This is a genomic window from Fibrobacter sp., assembly GCF_045131395.1.
Taxonomy (GTDB): Bacteria; Fibrobacterota; Fibrobacteria; order Fibrobacterales; family Fibrobacteraceae; genus Fibrobacter.
In genome coordinates this window covers 150,234-173,894 of sequence record NZ_JBGUQY010000046.1, presented here as the reverse complement: position 1 = coordinate 173,894, position 23,661 = coordinate 150,234, and the positions used below count along the sequence as shown (strand labels likewise).

21 protein-coding genes are annotated in these 23,661 nt (G+C 52.2%); 16 read left to right on the top strand and 5 right to left on the bottom strand.

What is annotated here, in order from left to right; translation table 11 throughout:
* Positions 1–17: 17 nt before the first annotated feature.
* Positions 18–446, top strand: a complete 429-nt coding sequence (locus ACJMNB_RS11935; protein ID WP_405342736.1) for a flavodoxin — start codon at positions 18–20, stop codon at positions 444–446.
* Between the two features lie 100 nt (positions 447–546).
* Here the strand turns inward: ACJMNB_RS11935 and ACJMNB_RS11930 are convergent, their stop codons facing one another.
* Positions 547–2,925: an RND family transporter gene (locus ACJMNB_RS11930; RefSeq protein ID WP_405342734.1), complete on the bottom strand. Its 2,379-nt coding sequence runs from the start codon at positions 2,923–2,925 to the stop codon at positions 547–549.
* An 88-nt stretch (positions 2,926–3,013) separates the two neighbouring features.
* Complete coding sequence (locus ACJMNB_RS11925) at positions 3,014–4,714, bottom strand: FISUMP domain-containing protein (RefSeq protein WP_405342732.1); 1,701 nt, start codon at positions 4,712–4,714, stop codon at positions 3,014–3,016.
* A gap of 403 nt (positions 4,715–5,117) precedes the next feature.
* Here ACJMNB_RS11925 and carA point away from each other — a divergent pair, with 403 nt between their 5' ends.
* Genes carA through carB form a run of 3 tightly spaced genes read left to right on the top strand, consistent with a single transcriptional unit; the run spans position 5,118 to position 11,162 of the window.
* Complete coding sequence (gene carA / locus ACJMNB_RS11920) at positions 5,118–6,245, top strand: glutamine-hydrolyzing carbamoyl-phosphate synthase small subunit (RefSeq protein ID WP_405342730.1); 1,128 nt, start codon at positions 5,118–5,120, stop codon at positions 6,243–6,245.
* Entirely contained in the window at positions 6,242–7,906 is a 1,665-nt protein-coding gene (locus ACJMNB_RS11915) for a CTP synthase (protein ID WP_405342728.1), read from the top strand. The genes carA and ACJMNB_RS11915 overlap by 4 nt, the downstream gene beginning before the upstream one ends.
* The gene (gene carB, locus ACJMNB_RS11910; protein ID WP_405342726.1) at positions 7,899–11,162 is read left to right on the top strand and encodes a carbamoyl-phosphate synthase large subunit; all 3,264 of its coding nucleotides are present in this window, start codon (positions 7,899–7,901) and stop codon (positions 11,160–11,162) included. The genes ACJMNB_RS11915 and carB overlap by 8 nt, the downstream gene beginning before the upstream one ends.
* 91 nt (positions 11,163–11,253) lie before the next feature.
* On the opposite strand, the gene ACJMNB_RS11905 is transcribed toward carB, so the two are convergent.
* Positions 11,254–12,360, bottom strand: a complete 1,107-nt coding sequence (locus ACJMNB_RS11905) for an iron-containing alcohol dehydrogenase family protein (RefSeq protein ID WP_405342724.1) — start codon at positions 12,358–12,360, stop codon at positions 11,254–11,256.
* Between the two features lie 44 nt (positions 12,361–12,404).
* Between ACJMNB_RS11905 and ACJMNB_RS11900 the strand changes: the two genes are divergently transcribed.
* The 11 genes from ACJMNB_RS11900 (at position 12,405) to ACJMNB_RS11850 (ending at position 22,118) form a co-directional block, all read left to right on the top strand.
* Positions 12,405–12,650, top strand: coding sequence for a TIGR03905 family TSCPD domain-containing protein (locus ACJMNB_RS11900; protein WP_405342722.1), 246 nt, complete (start codon positions 12,405–12,407; stop codon positions 12,648–12,650).
* Between the two features lie 71 nt (positions 12,651–12,721).
* A complete protein-coding gene (gene queC / locus ACJMNB_RS11895; RefSeq protein WP_405342720.1) occupies positions 12,722–13,375 on the top strand; it encodes a 7-cyano-7-deazaguanine synthase QueC in 654 nt (217 codons plus the stop codon).
* Between the two features lies 1 nt (position 13,376).
* The gene (queD, locus tag ACJMNB_RS11890) at positions 13,377–13,706 is read left to right on the top strand and encodes a 6-carboxytetrahydropterin synthase QueD (RefSeq protein ID WP_405342718.1); all 330 of its coding nucleotides are present in this window, start codon (positions 13,377–13,379) and stop codon (positions 13,704–13,706) included.
* A gap of 3 nt (positions 13,707–13,709) precedes the next feature.
* Positions 13,710–14,372 (top strand): radical SAM protein, encoded by a 663-nt coding sequence (locus tag ACJMNB_RS11885; protein ID WP_405342716.1) that lies wholly within the window; start codon positions 13,710–13,712, stop codon positions 14,370–14,372.
* Between the two features lie 49 nt (positions 14,373–14,421).
* Positions 14,422–15,726 (top strand): adenosylmethionine--8-amino-7-oxononanoate transaminase, encoded by a 1,305-nt coding sequence (bioA, locus tag ACJMNB_RS11880; RefSeq protein ID WP_405342714.1) that lies wholly within the window; start codon positions 14,422–14,424, stop codon positions 15,724–15,726.
* Between the two features lie 4 nt (positions 15,727–15,730).
* Entirely contained in the window at positions 15,731–16,465 is a 735-nt protein-coding gene (locus ACJMNB_RS11875) for a 6-carboxyhexanoate--CoA ligase (RefSeq protein WP_405342712.1), read from the top strand.
* Positions 16,466–16,469: 4 nt separating this feature from the next.
* Entirely contained in the window at positions 16,470–17,717 is a 1,248-nt protein-coding gene (gene bioF / locus ACJMNB_RS11870; RefSeq protein WP_405342710.1) for an 8-amino-7-oxononanoate synthase, read from the top strand.
* An 81-nt stretch (positions 17,718–17,798) separates the two neighbouring features.
* Complete coding sequence (gene bioD / locus ACJMNB_RS11865) at positions 17,799–18,476, top strand: dethiobiotin synthase (protein WP_405342708.1); 678 nt, start codon at positions 17,799–17,801, stop codon at positions 18,474–18,476.
* Positions 18,477–18,495: 19 nt separating this feature from the next.
* Positions 18,496–19,560, top strand: coding sequence for a glycoside hydrolase family 16 protein (locus ACJMNB_RS11860; RefSeq protein ID WP_405342706.1), 1,065 nt, complete (start codon positions 18,496–18,498; stop codon positions 19,558–19,560).
* 178 nt (positions 19,561–19,738) lie between these two features.
* Positions 19,739–20,575 (top strand): TIGR02147 family protein, encoded by an 837-nt coding sequence (locus ACJMNB_RS11855; protein WP_405342704.1) that lies wholly within the window; start codon positions 19,739–19,741, stop codon positions 20,573–20,575.
* Positions 20,562–22,118 carry a hypothetical protein gene (locus ACJMNB_RS11850; protein ID WP_405342702.1) on the top strand — a complete coding sequence of 519 codons (1,557 nt, stop codon included), beginning with the start codon at positions 20,562–20,564 and terminating at the stop codon, positions 22,116–22,118. Before ACJMNB_RS11855 ends, ACJMNB_RS11850 begins: the two co-directional genes overlap by 14 nt.
* A gap of 4 nt (positions 22,119–22,122) precedes the next feature.
* Here the strand turns inward: ACJMNB_RS11850 and tatC are convergent, their stop codons facing one another.
* Positions 22,123–22,848, bottom strand: coding sequence for a twin-arginine translocase subunit TatC (gene tatC, locus ACJMNB_RS11845; RefSeq protein ID WP_405342700.1), 726 nt, complete (start codon positions 22,846–22,848; stop codon positions 22,123–22,125).
* Positions 22,849–22,876: 28 nt separating this feature from the next.
* The gene (tatA, locus tag ACJMNB_RS11840; protein ID WP_405342698.1) at positions 22,877–23,077 is read right to left on the bottom strand and encodes a twin-arginine translocase TatA/TatE family subunit; all 201 of its coding nucleotides are present in this window, start codon (positions 23,075–23,077) and stop codon (positions 22,877–22,879) included.
* 236 nt (positions 23,078–23,313) lie between these two features.
* Here tatA and ACJMNB_RS11835 point away from each other — a divergent pair, with 236 nt between their 5' ends.
* Positions 23,314–23,655 (top strand): P-II family nitrogen regulator, encoded by a 342-nt coding sequence (locus tag ACJMNB_RS11835; RefSeq protein ID WP_405342696.1) that lies wholly within the window; start codon positions 23,314–23,316, stop codon positions 23,653–23,655.
* Positions 23,656–23,661 lie beyond the last annotated feature (6 nt).

Sequence of the window (23,661 nt, the reverse complement as noted above, 5' to 3'; positions counted from 1 at the left end):
AAAACAGGAGAAACACAATGGATAAAGTTGCAGTCATTTACTGGAGCGGAACAGGAAACACCGAAATGATGGCCAAGTACATCGCCGATGGCGTCAAGGCAGCCGGCGGACAGGCCGATGTATTCAGCGTTTCTGACTTTTCGCAGAATCAACTGGCCGAATACGGCCGCTACGCTCTCGGATGCCCCGCCATGGGCGCCGAAGAACTGGAAGATTCTGAATTCCAGCCCTTCTACGAAGCCGTTAAGCCCAGCCTTTCCGGCAAGAAAGTCGCCCTTTTCGGCTCTTACGGCTGGGGTGGCGGCGAATGGATGAATCCGTGGAAGGCCGATGCAGAAGCCGCAGGCCTTGTGCTTGTGGCAGAACCGCTTGCCATCGAAAACGCCCCCGACGCAACAGGCAAAACCGCCTGCGAAGAACTCGGCAAGACCTTGCTGCAGGCCTAATCATCTGTTCTAGAAAGTTATCCAAATCACCTCAAAACAAAGAAGCATCGGTAAAATTACCGATGCTTTTTGCTATTTCACTCAATCAATTTAGATTTGGCTACTCTTTTCCGAAGATCTTGAATTTCTTGATCAGAAGCGGTGTCACGAACAGGTCGGCGAGCAATGCCGAGACAAGGCCGATAAACACCACGAAACCGAAGTTGAACATCTGTGTTGCCTTCGAGGTGGTAAAGCCAGCGAAGGTTGCCACCATGATGAGGGTCGTCATCACGAGTGCAGGGCCTGCCGTGCGGAATACGCAGAGAATGGACTCGCGGTAATCCTTGTTGCGGTCAAATTCCACATGCCCGTGGTTGATGAAGTGAATCGTATCGTCCACCGAGAGGCCGATAATCATCGGGATAAGTGTCGCGGTCATCATGTCAAGCGGAATGTTGCAGAGACCGAGGTAACCACCCACAAAAATACCCGGAGCGATGTTCGGAATCATGCCGATAAGACCCGTACGGATGCTACCGAAGACAATCATCAACAGTACCGCAACAATCACCACAGAAATCAGGAAGGACGTCATCTGGCCCACTTCCAGGTACTGCTGCATGGCGGTGAACTGCGGTAAGTTACCCACAGCGGTCACCTTTGCATTCGGGTAGAGCTCGCGAGCAAATTTCTGCAAGTCCTCGATTTCCTTCTGCAGTTCGTTGGAGTTGTAGCTCGAAATTTCCACCATCAGACGGAGCTTCTTGTAGTCATAATCCATCCAGTAGGTCGCTTCGCTACCGCCCGCATTTTCGTAGAGCAAGAGCATCTGTGCTACCTGTTCTTCTGTTTCGGGAACGGTGTACATTTCCTGGCGGTTCTCGTTCAGCGTGCGGTCCAAATCCTTGACGATGTCGAGAATGGAGGAGGAACGCTTTGTCATCGGATACTTTTGAGCGTGATCCTGCAACTGTTCCAGTTTCTTCAGGTTTTCGACTTCCTTCGCCTTGTCGTTTTCGCCAAAGTCAATCACCAAGTCGTACGAATAGAAGCTACCGATTTCCGATTCGGCCACATAGAGCATCTTGTCCACGTATTCAACCTTGCGACCCATGGTGCGTTCCACGTCAAAAGCGGGCTCCATCTTGGTGACACCGTAAATCGAAATTGCCGTAATGATGGCGAATACGACGGCAATCGGCTTGCCGTGTCCGAGTACGAACTTGCCGATAGAATCGAGAATGATTCCCATGCGCGTGTCGCCGCGTTCAAGCACCTTGGCGTTCGGCTTCTTGTCTTTACCGAAGCTCAAGAGAATCGGTGAAACCGTCAATGCTACGAGAAGGATAAACGCAATCGCAATCGACGAGAGAATGCCCACGGAACGAATCGGCTTAAGCATCACGGACAAGAACGAAAGCAACGCCACGATGGTAGTAAGACCAGAGAATAGCACCGACCAGCCCGTTTCACGCATGGCGTAAAGCACCGATTCCTTGCGCTTACCCGTAAGCATCATGTTCTTGCGGAAGAACGAATTGATGTGAATGTTGTATGCAATCGAGACTGCGAAAGCCAAAATCACGGGCACCATGATGTTGGTTACGTCCATGTAAAGGCCAAGATAACCCACCAGGCCGAAAGTCATGATGACGCCTGCGAATGTCGTAATCAACGGTGAGACAATTCCGCGCAGCGAACGCGTCACCAAGAACATCACGATGATGGCACAGAGAATCGTCATGATGAAAATGCGGCCCATTTCCTGACCGATGTAAGTCATTTTCTCGAAGCTCAAGTAAGGCATGCCTGTCGCACGCGGATTCAGCGGTGCGTACTTTTCCTTCGCGATGATTGCAGCAGTTTCACGACCCGTTTTCATGTCGGGGGCTTCCGCCTTTTCACCCTTCGCTTCGCCTTCAGCCTTCCACACGGAATCTTCGGGGAAGGGACGCAGTTTGATGTTGATGAAGGCCTGCTTGCGGTCCGTTGAAATCAGCTTCTTTGCAAGTTCCGGCTTATCGGCCAGGCGCTTCTCGATTTCGGCAACGCCAGCTTCGTCCGTCGGAATTTCTTCGGGAACAATCTGCGTGATTTCCATGCCCTCTTCGGTGCCGAGCATGTATTCCAAATCGACAATCGAAGTCGCCTTGCCGTCAGAATACGAAAGGCTGTCGCGCAGTTCGTTCGAAAGCTCGCGCAAAAGCTTCAGGTTGTCCGGCGTCAAGATGGAATGGTCGCTTTCGACCAGCACGCCCACGAAGTAGTCGTTACCGAAAGTTTCCTTGAACTTGTCCGTTTCGACAAGCATCGGATCGCCCTCGATAAAGTAGCTGTCCCAGGAACTTTCTACGTAAATAAATTTCGTGCCCACGACCGAAACCGCGAGCAGCAGCACAAACACCAAAAGCGTCTTCACTCTGTGCCTGAGCAAAAACGCCCCATATGCCTCAAATTTGGCATTTATTTTTTCGATATTAATCTTAGGCAGACTCATCGTTTACTCCTGTTTTATACAGGCGCAAAACTAGCAGTCAAGCCCTAAAATTACTACTCCAAATAGTCAGCAGACAAACTGAACAGACTTATTCCTGTATACAGCGAACAGGATAATACTGGCCATCTTCGCGAGGGTCTATAAAGTCATCAAAATAGATGATGCTATCTGTAATACGTATATAAGATTTGCCTTCTACCCAGAAAATCCCATATCCCGAAGTATCGTCCCATCCGTAGGGGTCAACCGTAATCATGGCCAAGAAGGACAAGCCGAAATCATCGGAAGCCTTACGTACCCCTGACAGCTTAGAAAAGAGCTTCGGCAAGAACTTTTGACGTTCTAGATATTCAATGTCTATCCATTTTTGCAATTCTTCTTTCTTGGGCAAGCGCCAGCCTTCGGGGCACGCCTTCAGCGAGGCCTCCGCATTATAAAAACGGCCGTAATCGCACTTGATTTTTTGCGAGCACTTGCTGTAATTCTTGATGGTCGGATCACTTTCGGTATAATAATCGATATTTTCGGCCATCCATGTTTGACCATCGTACACAATTGTTCTGTAGACCTTATCATCTCTAGGGTCTTTCATAGTACCATATTCAATTTTGTCGTTAAAGAAATATTCCTTCGGCAATTTACCGAGCAGATTTTCATTGGACTTAAGCCACGTTCCTTCGTAACAGATATATTCCATCCCCGGCGTTGAATCACTCGGTATACGTGTATTGTTTACCTTGCATTCATGGTCCTTGGTTTCATAATCCTGTGCCGTCGGGACAACCCAACCCGATCCCTTGCATATAAATTCCCTGTTCTTGTAGCCACAATTGGGGAAATCTACACCGCAATCGTATTTTCTAAACTCACCTCTATTTGATATGCCACAATCCGTCAGGCCACCACAGAACTGCCACATATTTTCGACGATTGCCGAAGTCATGTTACTAATACTGCTGATGGACTGACCCCAAGGCACTCTAATCATCATTGGAGAATTCACAACCAACCCGCACCGATCCGATTTACTGAATTCTTTGCCGTTAGCGAGGTCATTAATGAAATTCACCCTCATCGTAGTATCGCCATTTTCCACCGGGAACAAGGTGCTTATGGCATAACCAACAGCCTTCTCATATAAGCTATCGTTCACTGGAGCAGAATCGATGTATAGGAAGTCATACAGCTTTTGCATGGCCGTCGCCTTTGCATCTTCCAAGGCCACCCCCTGATTCACCAGATTCTTGACCAGCCCATAAATAGTTTGCTTGACAACACAAGAAGGTTCTTCGTAATCCGAAAAATATTTCCCTACCAAAGAATCTTGGTAAACCTGAAAACATCCTTCTGCCTTGGAAGGGTCTAGCGGTTTAAACTTTGTAGAATCGTAATGCCAGTATGGCGAAAATCCGCCGGCAGCACCGAGACCGGAGAACAAGTCGCCCGAGCCAGACGCACCCGCAGAACTCGAGGACAGCTTGGAACCAGACGATTCACTGGAATCGGCCGATTCGCTCGCGCTAGAGGTCTCGTTTGAAGTTGCACTAGAGTTGATGGCAGAATCACCGGCATTTGAAGATATGTTTGCGCCGGATAGCACGGTAGAATCGGACAGCACTACCGAGCTGGAAGACTTTGGCTTTAGCGAACTCGACGACTCATCCGTCATTTCGTCGCTAGAACTTACCTGGGAAACTTCTTCAGCCGCAGTCGAGGAGGAATCCTCTCCACAGCCTATATATATGAATGCCGGAATTAAGGCCCAAAGTAGTTTTGCACTCTTGATCATTCTTTACCCTCCATTATAAAGATACATTCTTACACCATAGAGTTAACAAAAGTCACCGATTTTTTACCACAAAACCGCCCTAGTTTTACATTTTCTCGTTTTAAGGAATTTGGGTTTACATATTATGAAAAGCTATGAAAAAATGTTTGGTAAAATCCGTCCAAAACCTTGTGGTCTACCCCCTTTTTTACTACATTAAGAGTCCGATGAAAATATCGGAAACCATTGAGGCACACATGAGCGCAGCCGTTGCAGCAATCTCGCAACGGAATCAAGCCACTCTCTCCGATTTTCACAACATTTTTCTTATTTCCGTTTTTAATCGTCTTTATCGTTTGGCAAAAGCTTCTGGCTTTTGCCTTTATTTTTATAGAGTTTTTAACACTAAAGCAATGAGAATCGTATGACTGATAAGTTCCAATGGAAAGCGAAACGCGAAAAGAAGGCGTTTCTGGCACTGGCAGATGGCGCCGTCTTTAGAGGATACGCCTTTGGCGCCAAGACCGACACCGTCGGCGAAGCCGTTTTTAACACCGGCATGGCAGGTTACAAGCAGATTATCACCGACCCGTCCTATGCGGGCCAGTTCGTGGTCTTTACCACGGCAGAAGTGGGCGCTTATGCGGCCAACCTCGAAAAGAACGAATCTCGCCAGGTGTTCCTGAACGGCATCGTGGTGAACTCCTTGGACTGGGTTTCTCCGGAACTTAAAGAAGAAAGCCTGCACGACTACATGCTGGCCCAGGGCAAGCCGGGTATTGCCGGCGTTGACACCCGCGCCCTCACGCTCCATCTGCGTGAACACGGTGCCCAGAAGGCCTACCTCCACGTTGACGGCACCGAGATGAGTGAAGAAGAAGCCGTCAAAAAGGCCCAGGAATGGGAAGGCCTGGACGGTCAGGATTATGCCAGCAAGGTCAGCGACCCCAACGGTTACGAATTCAGCACCGAAGGCGACCTGAACGTGGTCGCTCTCGACTTCGGTATCAAGACAAACATTCTGCGCAACCTCGCCGAACAGGGCATGAAGGTGACTGTGCTCCCCATTACCGCCACCTACGAACAGGTTATGGCCAAGAACCCCGACGGCGTGTTCCTCTCCAACGGTCCTGCCGACCCGAACTCGCTGCCGCAGGTAGCCGCAGTCGTAAAGCAGCTTTTGGGCCAGGTTCCCCTGATGGGCATCTGCCTCGGTAACCAGCTGCTGGGCCTCGCCCTCGGCGCAAAGGTTTCCAAGCTCAAGTTCGGCCACCACGGATGCAACCACCCGGTGAAGAACCTGAAGACCGGCGCCGTGGAAATCACCAGCCAGAACCACAACTACGCCATCGACGAAGCCAGCCTCCCCGCCGATGTGGAAGTATCCCACATCAACCTGAACGACAACACGGTGGAAGGCATTCGCCACAAGAAACTTCCGGCATTCAGCGTGCAGTACCACCCGGAATCTGCACCGGGCCCCAACGATTCCTACTACCTGTTCGGTGAATTCAGACAAATGATTCTCGACTTCAAGGGAGCTAAACAATGACGAAGGCTGCCGCAAAAAAACAGACCAAGTACATCTTCATTACTGGCGGCGTGGTAAGCTCCCTCGGTAAGGGTATCACCTCCGCATCCCTCGCTCTTTTGTTGAAGAGCCGCGGTTACAAGGTGTTCATGCAGAAGCTCGACCCGTATCTGAACGTGGATCCGGGCACCATGAGCCCCTACCAGCACGGCGAAGTCTTCGTGACCGACGACGGCTACGAAACCGACCTTGACCTTGGCCACTACGAACGCTTCGCTGGCGTGCAGTGCTCCAAGGCCTCCAGCTATACTTCTGGCCGTATCTACTCTTCCGTGCTTTCCAAGGAACGCGCAGGCAAGTACCTGGGCGGTACCGTGCAGGTCATTCCGCACATCACCAACGAAATCAAGGACGCCTTCCGTTCTGCAGCCGAAAGCGGCGCAGACATCGTGCTCTGCGAAATTGGCGGTGTGGCAGGCGACATTGAATCCCTCCCCTTCCTGGAAGCCGCAAGACAGTTCCGCTTTGAAGTCGGCGTGGAAAACACCTGCTTTGTACACCTGGTTCTGGTGCCTTACCTGAAGGCCGCCGGCGAACTCAAGACCAAGCCCTCGCAGCACTCTGTGGCAGAACTTCGCAACATCGGTATCTTCCCGGACATTCTGGTGTGCCGCACCGAAATGACAATCCCGCAAGATCACCTGGATAAGCTGGCCCTCTTCTGCAACGTGAAGCCCGAATGCGTCATCGAAGAAAAGGACGTGACGGATTCCGTCTACGCCGTTCCGCGTGAACTTTCCAAGCAGGAACTCGACCTCCGCGTGCTTGAACAGCTTCACTTGAGCGTTCACCCGATTATCCACTCCGAATGGGACAAGCTCGTACGCAAGGCCACACAGCCCAAGTACGAATGCACCATCGCGCTCGTCGGCAAGTACATCGCCATCCGCGACGCCTACAAGTCCGTGCACGAAGCCTTGCAGCATGCCGGCATGGAACACAACGCCAAGGTTAAGGTGGAATGCATTGAAGCCGAAGACCTCGAAAAGAATCCGAACCTGATCAAGAAAGCCGACGGCATTCTGATTCCGGGCGGCTTCGGTAGCCGCGGCGTGAACGGTAAGTGCGTCGCCATCCGCTACGCCCGCGAACACAAGGTTCCGCTGCTGGGCATTTGCCTCGGCATGCAGTGCTGCGTGATTGAATTTGCCCGCAACGTGCTGGGCTGGAAGGATGCCAACTCCACGGAATTTGACGAAAAGACAACCCACCCGGTTATCGACCTGATGGACGAACAGAAGAACGTCACCGAAAAGGGCGGCACCATGCGTCTTGGCGCATACCCCTGCAAGCTCACGAAGGATTCCAACGCGGCCAAGCTCTACAAGAGCGAAAAGATCAGCGAACGCCATCGTCACCGCTACGAATTCAACTACAACAGCGAATTCCGCAAGGAACTGGAAAAGGCCGGCCTCAAGATTGCCGGTACATCGCCCGACGGAAAGCTGGTGGAAATGGTGGAAATCAAGAACCACCCCTATTTCGAAGCCTGCCAGTTCCACCCGGAATTTAAGAGCAGACCCACGGCACCCCACCCGCTGTTCAGCGGCCTTGTAAAAGCCGCACTCGCACAGAAGAACGCATCGAAAAAGTTGACTAATGGAGGCAAGAAGAATGCCTAAGCGTACAGACATCAAGAAGATTATGCTCATCGGTTCTGGCCCGATCGTGATTGGCCAGGGCTGCGAATTCGACTACTCCGGCGTGCAGGCCTGTAAGGTGCTCCGTCGCGAAGGTTACGAAGTGGTGCTGGTGAACTCCAACCCGGCCACCATCATGACCGACCCCGAAATGGCCGACCGCACTTACATCGAACCCCTCAGCGTCGACATTTTGCACGAAATCATCCGTCGCGAACGCCCGGATGCCTTGCTCCCCACACTCGGTGGCCAGACGGCTTTGAACCTGGCCATGGAACTCAACGAGCGCGGCATTCTCGACCGCTACCAGGTGGAACTCATCGGTGCTAAGGCCGAATCCATCCAGCGCGCCGAAGACCGCCACCTGTTCAAGGAAGCCATGCTCAAGATCGGGCTGGACCTTCCCCGTTCCGGTTCCGCACACTCCATGAGCGAAGCTCTCGCCATTGCCAACACCATCGGCAGCTGGCCGCTCATCATCCGCCCGGGCTTTACCCTTGGTGGTACCGGTGGCGGTATCGCACACAACCCCGAAGAATTTGAAACCATCGTCAACCGCGGCCTTGACGCCTCGCTGAACAACGAAGTCCTTATCGAAGAATCTCTCCTGGGCTGGAAAGAATTCGAAATGGAAGTCATGCGCGACAAGAAGGGCAACGCCGTTATCGTCTGCTCTATCGAAAACCTGGACCCCATGGGCGTGCACACCGGCGACTCCATCACGGTTGCTCCGATCCAGAGCCTCGATGACCGCGCTTACCAGGCCATGCGTGACGACTCCCTGAAGGTCATGGAAGCCATCGGCGTGGAAACCGGTGGATCCAACGTTCAGTGGGCTATCGAACCCAAGACCGGTCGCCGCATCATTATCGAAATGAACCCCCGCGTGAGCCGTTCTTCTGCCTTGGCTTCTAAGGCAACGGGCTTCCCCATCGCAAAGATTGCAGCCTTGCTCGCCGTGGGTTACACCCTCGACGAACTCCGCAACGACATTACGCAGACGACCCCGAGCTGCTTTGAACCGGCGCTTGACTACGTGGTGGTCAAGGTTCCGCGCTTCACCTTCGAAAAATTCCCGAAGGCCGATTCTACGCTGGGCACCCAGATGAAGTCCGTGGGCGAAGCCATGGCTATCGGTACGAACTTCAAGCAGGCCATGCAGAAGGCCCTCCGCTCCCTCGAAACGGGATTCGGCGGATTCGGAGCCTGCGCCAAGTGCGAAAAGTTCAAGGAATACGACGAAGAAACCCTCGCCAAGGAAGTCGCCCGTCCGAGCGCAGAACGCATCTTTGTGGTGTACGAAGCCTTCCGTCGCGGCTGGAGCATCGAAAAGCTCTACGAAGTCACCAAGATTGACCGCTATTTCCTCCGTCACTTGGAAGAACTGGCCTACTTTGAAGACGAAATCAAGGCCGCCAAGTCCCTGGAAGGCCTCTCCAAGAACAAGGCCCTGTTCCGCCAGGCCAAGGAATTCGGCTTCAGCGATATCCAGATTGGCTACATCTTCCACAAGACTCCGGAAGAAGTCATGGCCGTACGTAAGTCCATAGGCCTTGTCCCGAGCTACTACTCCGTAGACACCTGCGCCGGTGAATTCGAAGCCATTACGCCTTACTATTACAGCTGCTACGCCGACCATTCCGAACCGGTTCGCACCATCGTGGGCAACCGCGGCAAGAAGCGCATCATGGTGCTGGGCGGTGGCCCGAACAGAATCGGTCAGGGTATCGAATTTGACTACTGCTGCTGCCACGCCGCATTTACGCTGCGTCGCGAAGGCTACGAAGTCATCATGGTGAACTCTAACCCCGAAACGGTTTCTACCGACTACGACACCTCCGACAAGCTCTACTTCGAACCGCTCACGCTCGAAGACGTGATGGGCATTTACGAACGCGAACACTGCGCCGGCGTCATCGTGCAATTCGGTGGCCAGACCCCGCTGAACCTCGCCATGCGCCTCAAGAAGGCCGGTGCAAACGTCGTCGGCACAAGCCCCGAAGACATCGACCTGGCCGAAGACCGCGACTTCTTCAAGCAGCTCGTCACCAAGATCGGCATCAAGCAGGCCGAAAGCGGCATCGCCCACAACGTGGACGAAGCCCTCGCCATCGTCGAAAAGATCGGCTACCCCGTTCTCGTGCGCCCGAGCTTCGTTCTCGGTGGCCGCGGCATGGTGATTGTCTATAAGGAAAAGTACCTCCGCAAGTTCGTGGAAGAAGCCGCCGCCATTGGCGAAGGCAAGCCGATTCTTATCGACCGCTTCCTCGAAGACGCAACCGAACTCGACGTGGACTGCATCAGCGATGGCAAGCACACCGTCATCGGTGCCATCATGGAACACGTGGAACCCGCAGGCATTCACTCCGGTGACTCTGCAAGCGTGATTCCGCCCATGACCCTCTCCAAGGAAATCCAGGAAAAGGTTCGCCAGTACGCCAAGGAATTCGCGAAGGAACTCCACGTTTGCGGCCTCATGAACATGCAGCTCGCCGTCAAGGATGGCGAACTCTACATGATCGAAGTGAACCCGCGCGCTTCCCGTACGGTGCCGTTCGTTTCCAAGTCTATCGGCGTTCCGCTGGCCAGCTACGCTAGCCGCTGCATGCTCGGCGAAACCCTGGAACAGATTGGCTTCACCGAAGAAGTCCACGTGCCTTACGTGAGCGTCAAGGAAGCCGTCTTCCCCTTCGTCAAGTTCCCGGGCGTGGACATCACGCTTTCTCCAGAAATGAAGTCTACCGGCGAAGTCATGAGCGTTGATCGCGACCGCGGCCTCGCCTACCTCAAGAGCCAGCTGGCTTCCGGCAACAAGGTCCCGAGCGAAGGCAACATCTTCGTCTCCCTCAAGGACGAAGACAAGCAGAAGGCCGTACCGCTCATCAAGCGCCTCGTGGACATGGGCTACCAGATTTACGCCACCCGCGGAACCTCGACCCTTCTCTACAACGAAGGCATCAAGACCCGCGCCGTATTCCGCATCTCCCGTGGCCGCCCGAACCTCTTGGACCTCATCCACGATAAGGAAGTCCAGTGGATCGTGAACACCACCGAAACCGGTGCAGAAGCCATGGTGGACGAAATCCAGATGCGCTCTAAGGCTGTGGTGTCCGGCATTCCTATCACCACGACCATCGCCGCCCTCACCTCTACCGTGGAAGGCCTCATGGACAAGCACGACTTCGGAAGATTCGAAGTTTGCAGTCTCCAGGAATATCACCGCCACGTGAAGAAATAAATAGTTGTGCGGCAGTAAATGCCGCGCCCCTTTAAAACTTAAAACGCAGACTCATTCGAGCCTGCGTTTTTATTCATTTTAAAATACCCTACTACCCAACAATCAGTGACTTTTCGTAAATGTAATCAACGTCTTCAGCGGTAATCGGGCCCGGAGCAAGATCGAGCTTGGAGCGGTTTACCTTCATGGCGGCGGCAAAATTGTCGCGCATTTCGCGCGTGACGGTGTAGGTTCCGATGAGTTTCTGAATCATCGCCGTAAATTCATCCAGAGTCTTGAGGCCCAAAAGCTCGAGGATTTTATCGACATCTTGGGGAACGAATTTGGCACACACTTCGGTATATGCCGCAAGGAAGTAGCCAACGGCGGGCCCGTGCGGCACATTTGCATGGAGCGTGAGATCGTAGCTCATGCCATGCGGCAACGTGGTACTTGTATGCGCGATAGACATGCCAGCGATAGTTGACGTGAGCATGAGTTTTTCATAAAGACTTGCTTCCACATCGCTATCTGCAAGGAGCGCATCTTTGCATTCACCCCAGAGCTTTAGGCCGTATTCCGGGAACATGCGGTTAAACGCGTTCGATTTGACATTGAGAATGCTTTCGACCATGTGAGCAAGCGCATCGACCGCGGTATTCACAATCAACTGCTTTTTCGCAGAAGCGAGGTACTTTCCGTCCACAAGCGCAAGCGTCGGGAAAATCACATGCGGGATACTCTTCTTGAGATTTATCTTATGGTTCGTGATAATGGCAACCAGAGTGGCCTCGGAACCCGTACCGCATGTAGTCGGGACTGCAACGACGGGCAAATGTTCCAGCGGATGGCCCGGCACCTTGTGAAGGTCGTCGGCATCTACATCCGGGTTCGAAAGGAGCAACGCCACGGCTTTCGCGGCATCGATAGCGGAGCCTCCCCCAATGCCAATCACGAAATCAACTTTAAATTTCCTAGCGATAGAAGCGGCCTTGCGCAGCGTATCCGTTGACGGATTTTCTTCGACTTCATTGAAAACCAGGAACGAGACTTTCCCCGCAGCCAGCACGGCCGTCACATCTTTCAAGGAGCCATTCGCCGCAGCGGAATGACGACCCGTCATAACTAGCGCACACTTTCCGACGGCAAGCAAGTTCTTCGCATGATTCTTGACGCAATCGTTTTCAATGTAAATATCCGTGGGTACAAAAAAGCGCATAATCAACTCCTTGAACTATCCACAAATATACTACATTATCACCCATGGAAGAAACTTTCAAGACCAAAGGCACATGCGCCACCACCATCCAGTTCACCCGCGACGGTGACAAGATCCGCAACATTCGTTTTATCGGTGGTTGCAACGGCAACCTGAAAGCCATCGCCAAGCTCTGCGAAGGCATGACCGCCGAAGACATTGCCGCAAAACTCCTGGGCAACACCTGCAACAACAAGCCCACTTCTTGCGCCGACCAGCTAGCCAGAGCAGTTCTCGGGAAAGAACCATAACCCAAAATTTTGCTATATTTGGGTCAGTCAGTTCGAAATCCATCCTGACTATAAACAAAACTAGGAACCCCATGAAAAACGCATTGTTAATTTTATCCGGTGGCATGGACAGCATAACCATGCTTTATGACCGTGTTGATGAAATTGCCCTTGCCGTGTCCTTTGACTACGGTAGCAACCACAACGACAAAGAAATTCCCTTCGCCAAGTACCATTGCGAAAAATTAGGCGTCCTTCACCTGACGATTCCGCTGAAGTTCATGCGCGAGAACTTCACTTCGTCGCTTTTTTCCGGTGCAGACGCCATTCCCGAAGGGAGCTATGCCGACACAAACATGAAATCCACGGTAGTCCCTTTCCGCAACGGAATCATGTTGTCCATCGCCGCAGGCATTGCCGAAAGTCGCGGACTTACAAAGGTGATGATGGCCAACCATTTTGGCGACCATGACATTTACCCTGACTGTCGCGAAATCTTCGTAAAGTACATGTCCGACGCCATTTCTGCAGGGACCTACGCAGGCATTACCATAGACGCCCCGTACACAAAAATTTCTAAAGCGGACATCGCCCGCCGGGGCAAAATACTCGGCATTGACTACAGCCAGACCTGGTCATGCTACAAAGGAGAAAGCATCCATTGCGGTAAATGCGCCACCTGCATTGAACGCAAGGCCGCACTATCGGAAGCCGGCATCAAAGACACCACCGTATACGGAGCATAGCATGTACCGAGTCATCAAGCGCATGGAAATCTCGGGAGCACACAAGCTAGATCTCCCCTACGAAAGCAAGTGCCGGGGTCTACACGGACACAACTGGATCATTACCGTATTTTGCCAATCCGAAACTCTCGACGAAAACGGAATGGTCGTCGACTTTTCGCACGTCAAGGAACTTGTCCACGGCAAACTGGACCACCAGTTCTTAAACGATGTCATAGACGGGAACCCCACCGCCGAAAACATGGCCCGCTGGATTTGCGAACAAGTCCCCCACTGCTACAAGGTGCAAATTCAAGAAAGCGAAGGCAACCTCGTAGAATACGAGGTATAGCCCATGAAAGTTTCGGAAATTTTTAAGAGCATCGAAGGCGAAGGCCTCCGAACAGGGCTCCCTGCCGTATTCATCAGGCTTCACGGTTGCAACTTGCGGTGTTCCTATTGTGACTCCATGTACGCCGTCGAAGGTTGCGACTACAAACAAATAAACGTTGCGCAAATTTTAGACGCCGTAAAAGAATACGGCGACATAACCCATGTAACGCTTACGGGCGGCGAGCCCCTGATTCACCCAGATGTAGAGGATTTGCTCCGCCAGCTAAGCGACAACGGCTACCGAGTCAACATCGAAACCAACGGAACCATCCCTTGCAAATGGCATTTTCCCGGTCTATTCTACACCATGGACTGGAAATGCAAAAGCAGCGGGATGTCCGCCAAGATGAAATTGGAGAACCTCGAGACTCTCGGAGCCGACGACGTCTTAAAATTCGTGGTAGGCACCGTCGAAGACCTGGAAGAAACCGAATCCGTCATCAAAAAACTCGCCGAAAAAAAGAGCGACATGCCCCATGTATTCGTCTCGCCCGTTTTCGGGAAGCTCTCCAACGAAGAAATCGTGAATTGGTTACTGAATAGCGCCACAATGGTTAAGAACAACGCCCGTTTTCAAGTCCAATTGCACAAAATCATTTGGGATCCCGAGCGTCGCGGCGTATAGACAGCAACAAACAAGATTTACGGCCCAAATATGCTAAATTTGGCCCCGTATGATTAAGGATTTCGATAGTGAACACTTGTGGCATCCTTATGCCGCGCTTAAAAATACACCCGCACGGTTCCTCGCAAAATCTGCCCACGGAACCACAATCGAAACCGCCGATGGATTAAAGCTTATTGATGCTGTTTCTAGTTGGTGGTGCATGGCCCACGGGCACAACGCTCCTGAAATTGTAGAAGCCATTCAGAAGCAAAGCGAAAAGATGTGCCACGTGATGTTTGGCGGATTCACTCACGAGCCCGCTATTGAACTGGGTAAACGCCTTGTAGAATTTTTACCGAAGGGACTCGACAAGATTTTCTTCGCTGATTCAGGAAGCATCGCCGTGGAATGCGCCGCCAAGATGGCGGTGCAGTACCAGCATTCGCTGGGCCGCCCGGAACGCTGCAAGTTGGTCGCCTTGAAGGGCGGCTACCACGGCGACACCGCAGGTGCCATGGCCTTGAGCGATCCCGATGGTATGCATGTGCTTTTCCGCGGAATCATGCCGCACCACTATTTCGCCGAACGCCCCAACTGCCGATTCGACAGCCCTTGGGATGACAACGATTTCGCCTCCATGGAACGCGTCATCGAAGAACATGAAAGCGAAATTGCAGCCGTCATTTGCGAGCCCGTATTCCAAGGCGGAAACGGCATGTGGCTCTATAACGCCGGTTACTTAAAACGTCTCCGCAAGCTTTGCGACGAAAAAGGCATATTGCTGATTCTGGACGAAATCGCCTCGGGATTTTACCGCACGGGCCCGCGATTCGCGATGGAGCATGCGGGCATAACCCCGGATATCATGTGCATCGGAAAAGCTCTCACCGGCGGAAGTATCACCATGGCCGCCTGCGTTGCCTCCGACAAGGTTGCTGAAACCATTACGAACAGCAAGATTCCCGCATTCATGCACGGTCCCACCTACATGGCGAACCCCTTGGCATGTTCCGCAGGCATCGCCTCCCTCGACCTGTTCATGAGTCGCGACTACGCCGCAAACGTCAAGCGCATTGAAAGTCGCCTGCGCACAAACCTTGAGCCCCTCCGCAGTCTCGAAAATGCCGCCGACATGCGCGTTCTTGGAGCCATCGGCGTCTTGGAACTCAAGGCAAAGCCCTCTGCTGACGACATCCTGAAAGTCATCAAGGAAACAGGCGTGTGGCTGCGCCCCTTCTGCAACTATGTTTACACCATGCCGCCCCTAATTACCACCGACGCAGAAATTGACCGCATCTGCGAAGCCATCAAGCTTATCGGTGAATGCGAACCCGCGCCGATCGTAGAAGGCGAAGACGAATTTCACGAGTAGTGCAATGGATTATTACAGTTTGAAAATGCGCGCCTCGCAGCAAGTCGGCGAAGGCGAACAGAAACACGAACAGCATATTTCCGGTGCAGAACGCATCGTGAGCCGCGACGCCGTCGAAACAGTCTGTTCGGCCATGGCCCACCGCGCCATGACCCATTCCAAGGGCGACCCTGACTTTATCAACATCAAAATTGAAAAAGTCAAAGAAAGTGACATCCAGATTTTGAAAGCCTTGCCCGTCACCCGTATCGACGTGGATACATGGCAACAAGGGCTCGACAAGGCTTTTGAACTTGTCGGCGAAGCAGCCGCAGGCATTCGCGAAAAACTGCCGGAACTTTTGCAAGCCACCTTCCCCATGCGCGGAGCCATGCTCTACGACATCGCAACAGGAACGCGCCTAGAACCTGACCAGCAGCGCGGCGTACGCGCCACCTACATGGACGCGCTTCACTCCAGCACGGTCGACAGTTGCAAGAATCATTTTAACGAAGCCATCGTCCTTGCCACAAAGGTGGCAAATGCCCCCGGCATGGTTGCAGAGCTCTGCATCTCCGACGACCCGAATTACATCACGGGCTACGTCGCCAGCAAGGAGCTGGGCTATGTGCGCATCATGAAGATGAAGGAAATGGGCGATGAGAATGGAGGCCGCATTTTCCTGTTCGATTCCCGCAAGGCAAAAGCCGAAGATTGCATCGAATTCTTGCAAAAGAAAAAAGTTCTTGTAGAAGTATAAGACCATGCAAAACAGCATTCTTGATAAATTCACCAAAGAGGCATTGGATGCGGCTCGCGCAAGCAATACCTACCGCACCATGCGACTCTTGGAATCGCCGGAAGCAGCCCACATTGAATTGCATACAGCAATCGAAGGTGCGCCGCGCCACCAGATTTTACTTGCATCCAATTCTTACCTGGACTTGGCAAACATCGGCGAATTGAAGCAAGCCATGGCCGAAGCGGTCCTTGAATGGGGTACGGGAAGCGGCGGGGCCCGCCTTACCACCGGAAACAAGATTCCCCATGAGGCCTTAGAAGCGGAAATTGCAAAATTCAAGGGCGAAGAAGCCGCCATCACCTTCAACACGGGCTACATGGCCAACGTAGGGACCATTTCGGCACTCTGCGGCAAGAATGACTTTATTTTTAGCGACGAACTGAATCACGCAAGCATCATCGACGGCATCCGCCTTTCCCGCGCCAAGTGCTTTGTCTACAAGCACAATGACATGGCCGACTTGGAGCGCGCCATTGCAGACGCAAAGAAAGCCTTTCTCGAAACAGCCCGCGAGCAATCCGCAGAAAACTTCCGCGGTTTGATCGTCACCGACGCCGTTTTCAGCATGGACGGTGACCTCGCTAATTTGCCGGAGCTTCTGCAAATCACCAAGAAGCATGAAGTTCTGCTGATGATTGACGAGGCCCATGCCACGGGCGTGCTCGGGAGAACCGGCAGGGGTCTCGCCGAGCACTACGGCTGTGCTCACGCCGACATTACCCTCGGCACATTGAGCAAAGCCGTCGCCGCCGAGGGCGGCTTCGTGGCAGGAAAGCAGCAGCTCATCGACTTTCTCCGAAACAAGGCCCGCAGCTTTATTTTTACCACAGCCATGGCGCCGGCCGTTGCAGCCTCTGCGCACAACAACCTTAAATTCATCGAAGCCCATCCCGAACGCGTCCAGCAACTTCAGGACAATGTCAAATTTTTCTGTGAACGCCTCCGCAGCGAAGGCTTGAATGTCCCCACATCGCCTTCTGCAATCATTCCCATCGTCATCGGCGACGAAGCCAAGGCAATGCATATTTCAGAAGCCCTCCAAAAAGAAGGCCTCCTGATTCCGGCCATCCGCTACCCCACAGTCGCCAAAGGTGCCGCACGCCTCCGCGCAAGCCTCATGGCAACCCACACCCGCAAAGACCTTGAATTCGCCGCCAAGAAAATCATAAGCGCAATAAATAATCCGGTTTCGTCATTGCGAGGAACGTAGTGACGAAGCAATCTATTTTTTGCAATGGATTGCTTCGCTCACAATGACGTTAATGAGAAATTTTTCAATCAAGTATTTACTATGCATTCTGAAACTAAAGGTTATTTTGTCACCGCCACCGGCACCGATGTCGGCAAAACTTTCGTGACCGCACTTCTCGTAAAAAAATGGCGCGACTCAGGTATTGACGCCGGATACTACAAGGCTGCCCTCAGCGGCGCAGAACTTCGCGACGGCAAATGGATCGCTGGCGACGCCGATTACGTCAAGACCATTGCAAATCTCCCTGACTCGCAAGAAGAATTAGTCAGCTACGTTTACAAAGAAGCTGTTTCCCCGCACCTGGCAGCCCGCAAAGAAGGCAATCCCGTTGAACTTTCTAAAGTCCGCGAAGACTTTGAAGCTGCCTGCAAGCGCCACGAGTTCATTTTTGCCGAAGGTTCCGGCGGAATCATCTGCCCCATCCGTAAAGACGAAAATCAGACCATATTCCTCGAAGACATCATCAAGACCGTCAACTTGCCCCTCCTTATCGTGACTACGGCGGCACTGGGTTCCATCAACGCCTGTGTCCTGACGGTGGAATACGCCAAAAGCCGCGGCCTTGATATCCGGGGCATCATCGTCAACCGCTACGGTACCAGCAAGAACCTAGAAATGGAAAACGACAACATCCTCATGATGCAGAAATTAACCGGCCTTCCGATTCTCGCGAAAATTCCTGAGGGAGCCAAGGATCTGGGCACCGACATTTTCTAAGAATTTATATAATTAGAACATGCGGTTCACGAAAACTAAACTTGGCGTATTTTTCACAGGCGCAGCTGTAGCTGCGCTTACGGCATGTTCCTCGGATTCGTCTTCTAGCGTAGACATCCCCGAGCAATGGGATCCGGCGCCCGCCAGCAGCGAGGACGGAGCAACATATTCGAGTTCCCGCAACGAAACTCTAGACGCATCATCTTCTTCCGAAGTCATGGATTCCGGCTCCGAGGCCGAAAAAGCTTCATCCAGTTCCGCGGAACCGATTGCAAACAGTTCGTCCGACGCCCTCGCGCCCGAATCTTCCAGTTCCGCAGAAACACCCCCGAGTTCTTCTGAAGCCGTCACAAGCTCTTCCTGCGAATCCCCTTACCTCTGGAGCGACGAATTCGAAGGCCAAACCATCGATACCGACAAGTGGACTTTCGAAATCGGCACAGGTGCCAGCGGCTGGGGCAACAACGAATGGGAATACTACACCGACCGTAGCGAAAACGCCTACATCAAGGACGGCGTCCTCCACATCCGCGCCAACAAAGAAAGCTACGAAGGCGTCAGCTACACCTCGGCCCGAATGATTACCAAGGGCAAGTTCAGCTTTACCTACGGCACCGTCGAAGCACGCATCGCACTACCCACCGGCAAGGGCATCTGGCCCGCCTTCTGGATGCTGGGAGAAAACATTGATCAAGTTTCCTGGCCCGTCTGCGGCGAAATCGACATCATCGAAGCAGTCAACAGCGAGAACATCGTATACGGAACCAATCACTGGCAATACGAAGGGAATCACGCCCAATACGGAAACAACACCAGCGACTTCCACGGTGCAAAGAAAGAACTTGACATCACCCAGTTCCACACATACAAATTCACCTGGGACGAGAAGCTCATGGTCATGTACGTAGACGATTTCAAGTACCACGAAATTTCTATCGAAGACAACGCTGGCGGCACCGACGCCTTCCATAAACCCTTCTTCTTTTTGCTGAACGTAGCCGTGGCAGGCAACTGGCCCGGTTTCGAAGTTGACGACAGCCAATTCCCCAACGAAATGCTCGTCGACTACATCAGGGTCTACTAAAAGTCTTTTTTTAAGGAAAACGCCCCGCATATGCAACACATGTTGCATATAGAATATTTTTCTAAAATATTGTGCAAAATCTTGTGATTTTTCTCATTTTTCTTAGTTTTTGTTTCATAAAGCTATTGACGGCAGTAAAAAAAAGAGATATATTCTTGGCATAACAGGACGGAAAACAATGAAACCAATTATCGAATACTCAAACTTTCGCCAGTACCTGCTGGACTACTACGAGGAGCGCAAGCGCATTTCCGCCTTCTCGTGGCGTGAGTTCTCGAAAGTTGCAGGATTCACCTCTTCTTCTTATATGAAGGTGGTCTGCGACGGAAAGAGCAAGCTCAGCAAGATCGGAGTAGAAAGAGTCGCTACAGCCATCGGCCTCGCAGGCTTCGAGCTGGACTACTTCCGCGCCATGGTCAAGTTCGGCCAGGCTGCAAACGAAGAAACCAAGAAGGCAGCCTACAGGGACATGCTCGCCATCGCCAAGGTCCACAAGGTGCGCGTACTGGAAGGTGACCTGTTCGCCTATTACGACACCTGGCGCAACCCCATGATGCGCGAACTTGCACCGCTCATGCCCGGCGCCACTCCCGGCGAAATGGCAAAGATGTGCTACACGGAAACCTCGGCTCAGGAAGTCCGCGATTCCCTGGATTTTCTCACCAAGACCGGGCTCCTCAAAAAGGGTAAAGACGGCTCTTACGCACAGTCCGAAACATCCGTGAGAGGCACTCCCGACGCCACCAGACTCGCCATGCGCGGCATGCACCGTCAAATGGCACAACTCGCCGCCCCGGCACTGGAGCTTCCCACCAACGAGCGCAACTTCAGCGGCGTGACCATCGGCGTTTCCAGAAGCACTTACGACCGCATCGTGAACCTGCTTGACGAATTTCGCAGCAAGGTAATCGCCGTTGCCGCCGAAGACAAGAATATCGAACAGGTATACCGCCTGAACCTTCAACTTTTTCCGCTCACCAAAAGCATCAAGGAGAACAACAATGAAAAAGCTTAACATTTGCATCGCGGGCGCAGCAGCCCTCCTCTGCTTCAACTGCGGCGATTCCAGCAGCGACAAGATTGTGGGAACCTCCGAAGAGTTGAACGAACTCGCTGATAACGATTCCTCCAGTTCGACAAAAGACACCAAGCAATCCTCCAGCTCGGTTAACGACAAACAGTCTTCGAGCAGCACCGACCTGTCGTCATCCAGCATCGGCGATGCCCAGAATCCTCCCTCCGACAAGGGTTCGCTCGACTATTACGTATGGCAATATAGGCTCAGCAAGCCCAGCAAATTCGACAAGGGCGTCCTTGCTGTCAATACGATAAGAGCAACCGCCTCCGGCACCCCCGCAAACAATGTACAAGACGCCACGATGTACGGCGAAGAAAACGTCATTAAAGAAGGGGTATTGGAATTTACCAAGGACAATGTCGAAAAAGTCGCCAAATACTTCCCGAAGGCGTCCGAAAAATACGCCAGCTTGATTAACTCCGTCAAGGACGGCGTGAACGAATGCGGACTTTACGCGTTTAACCTCTACGGTAGCACCAAGTACGCAGGGTACATTTTGGAAGGCATATCCAAAGACACCATGAAGGTTGTCGACATTTTGGCCGAAGAATGCGAAACCGGCGACGAGCACATGCTTGTACAGTTCCTGATTAGCTACTGCGGCGACATCAGCAGCAAGCCGGCAACGATTCACACAACCGCCACATCGGACATTGCCGAAGATGAATGCCCTGCCGCAAAGACCGACGAAGAATGGGTCAGCACATTCGAAGCGAAGGACATCAACAGTTCTTCGTCCAAAAAAGATCCGAATTCTTCAAGCTCTAACGGTGAAATCGCAACCTGCAGGCACATTTCTAACAACGTAGCAACGGAGGATGGTACCAACTGCAACTCCATGATTGACACCAGCATTGTCATCGACTGCGCCACCGGCGAAAAAATGAAATGCGAAGCAAATTACTGGGTGCGAGACGTCTGCGCTCCGGGTGGCGACTGCGACGGCGACGGAATCCCCGACGGAATTTACAGGCCCGACCTGGAATCCTGCGATACCGACACCCTGCTGTATTTCTACGGGAATCACTACCAGTGCGTCGAAAACAAATGGGTGAAGGTGGCCGCCGACAACAACCGCTCCCAGGCACGTAACGCCTCCCTGCAGCACCGCGAAGGCCCCGCAGTCGCCCCGCATGTCGTCATGGTGAAAAACGAAGACAACACCATTACCATTCGCGATGACGGGTACAACGCTTCCAACAACTTTGTTATTGAAGATGTTTACACGGAACTTTCTGGCGACACCATAATCGTAGATGTCATTTACCCTGACGGGGCAAACGTAAGCTCCTACGAAATAGGCGTACTCACATTCACCGTCAGCAAGGTCTATGCAAATGTCAAGTACCTGAAGTACAAAAACGGGGAAAGAAGCAACCAGGAAATTTTTGAAGAAGACGAATTGCGCCCCTGCGCAAACAACGGCTCATGCCAAGAATGCGATCCCATGAAAGATTGCGATCCCATGGTGGCCTGGTAAGCAATCAACCGCGAGGCTTTTTATAACGCCTCGCTGCTAAAAGCCCCGCCTCGAACAACAAATAAGTCGGCACGCCAAGCACCAGCTGGCTTATAATATCAGGCGGAGTCAATAGCGCCGAAAGAGAGAGAACGCCCACTACTACGTAGGGGCGTTTTTTGCATACCGTCTCATACTCCACGATTCCGGCACGAACAAGGGCGAAGGTCACCAGCGGAAACTGGAACATGCAACCGAAAGCCAGCGAAAGCCAAAGTGCAAGACTCACCAAGTTCGACACGCCAAAAACAGGCTGCAGCAAATCGCTGGCAAAACTCATGCCGAACTTGACAATCAGCGGGAAACAGACAATCAGGCAAAACGCCACCCCCGCCACGAACAGGAACGAGGTCAGCGCCACAATGGAGCTGATAAACTTTTTCTCTTTTTCGTAAAGGGCCGGCAAAACGAACTGCCAAATATTCCAGGCAATGGCCGGCGAACAGACGACCACATCCAAAAGGGCCGCAATCTTAAGCTGTAGCAAGAATACTTCTAGCGGCGAGAAATAATGGAGTTGAAAATCGCCCTGTAAGGCAATCTGGCCACAAAACCAGTCAAGAACGTAGGGCGAAACCAGAAAAAGCGGCACGATGCCAACGGCAAGAACCCCAAGGGAACGCAACAATGCACGCCGGAGATCTTCCAGGTGCGTTATCAGACTAGATTCTTGATTTTGCTCAATCGACATGGTTGGCAGCAAGAAGTAGATTTAACATCTACTTTTTTTCTTCTGCTTCGGCAGCCTTCTCGACAGTCTTCTGCAAATCTTCGGCTTCTTCTTTCAGGGCGTCCTTGGCCTTTTTGTATTCGTTCTGAGCCTTGCCCAGGGAACGGGCCAGTTCAGGAATACGCTTGGCCCCGAACAGGAGCAGCACAACCACCACAATCAAGATAAATTCGGGAATTCCGATAGACATAATTCACCTGCTTTTCTATGAAATATAACATAATTTCAGGCTCTAGGCACAATTTTACATTTTCAGTTATCATTTCAATTATTGAAAAACACAGGTTGTAAACATACATTATCAAAACCTGATTTTCTTCTTAAAGACCGCCATTTTTTGTCGTTCCATGCCAGATTTTCGTTTTGGCACGGCTTTTGCAATAGGTTGAGCAAAACAAGAAATAACCTCAACCAAAGGATAGGAACATGAAGCTCGTTACAGCTTATATCCAACCCGAACGACTAAACCTCGTAAAGCAAGCGCTATACGAGAGAAGCATTTTCAAGATGTCCGTCACAAACGTTCTTGGCTGCGGTCAGCAGAAGGGCTACAACCAACGTTTCCGCGGTGTCGTAACAGAAGTGAACCTGCTCAAGAAAATCTGCTTGAAGATTGCCGTGAACGATGAATTCGTACAGCCCTGCATCGACGCGATTATCGCTGGCGCAAGGACAGGTACCATCGGCGACGGCAAGATTTTCGTTACCGAACTCGAACAGTGCATCCGCATTCGCACCGGCGAAACCGGCCCGGATGCGATTGGGTAAACAGTA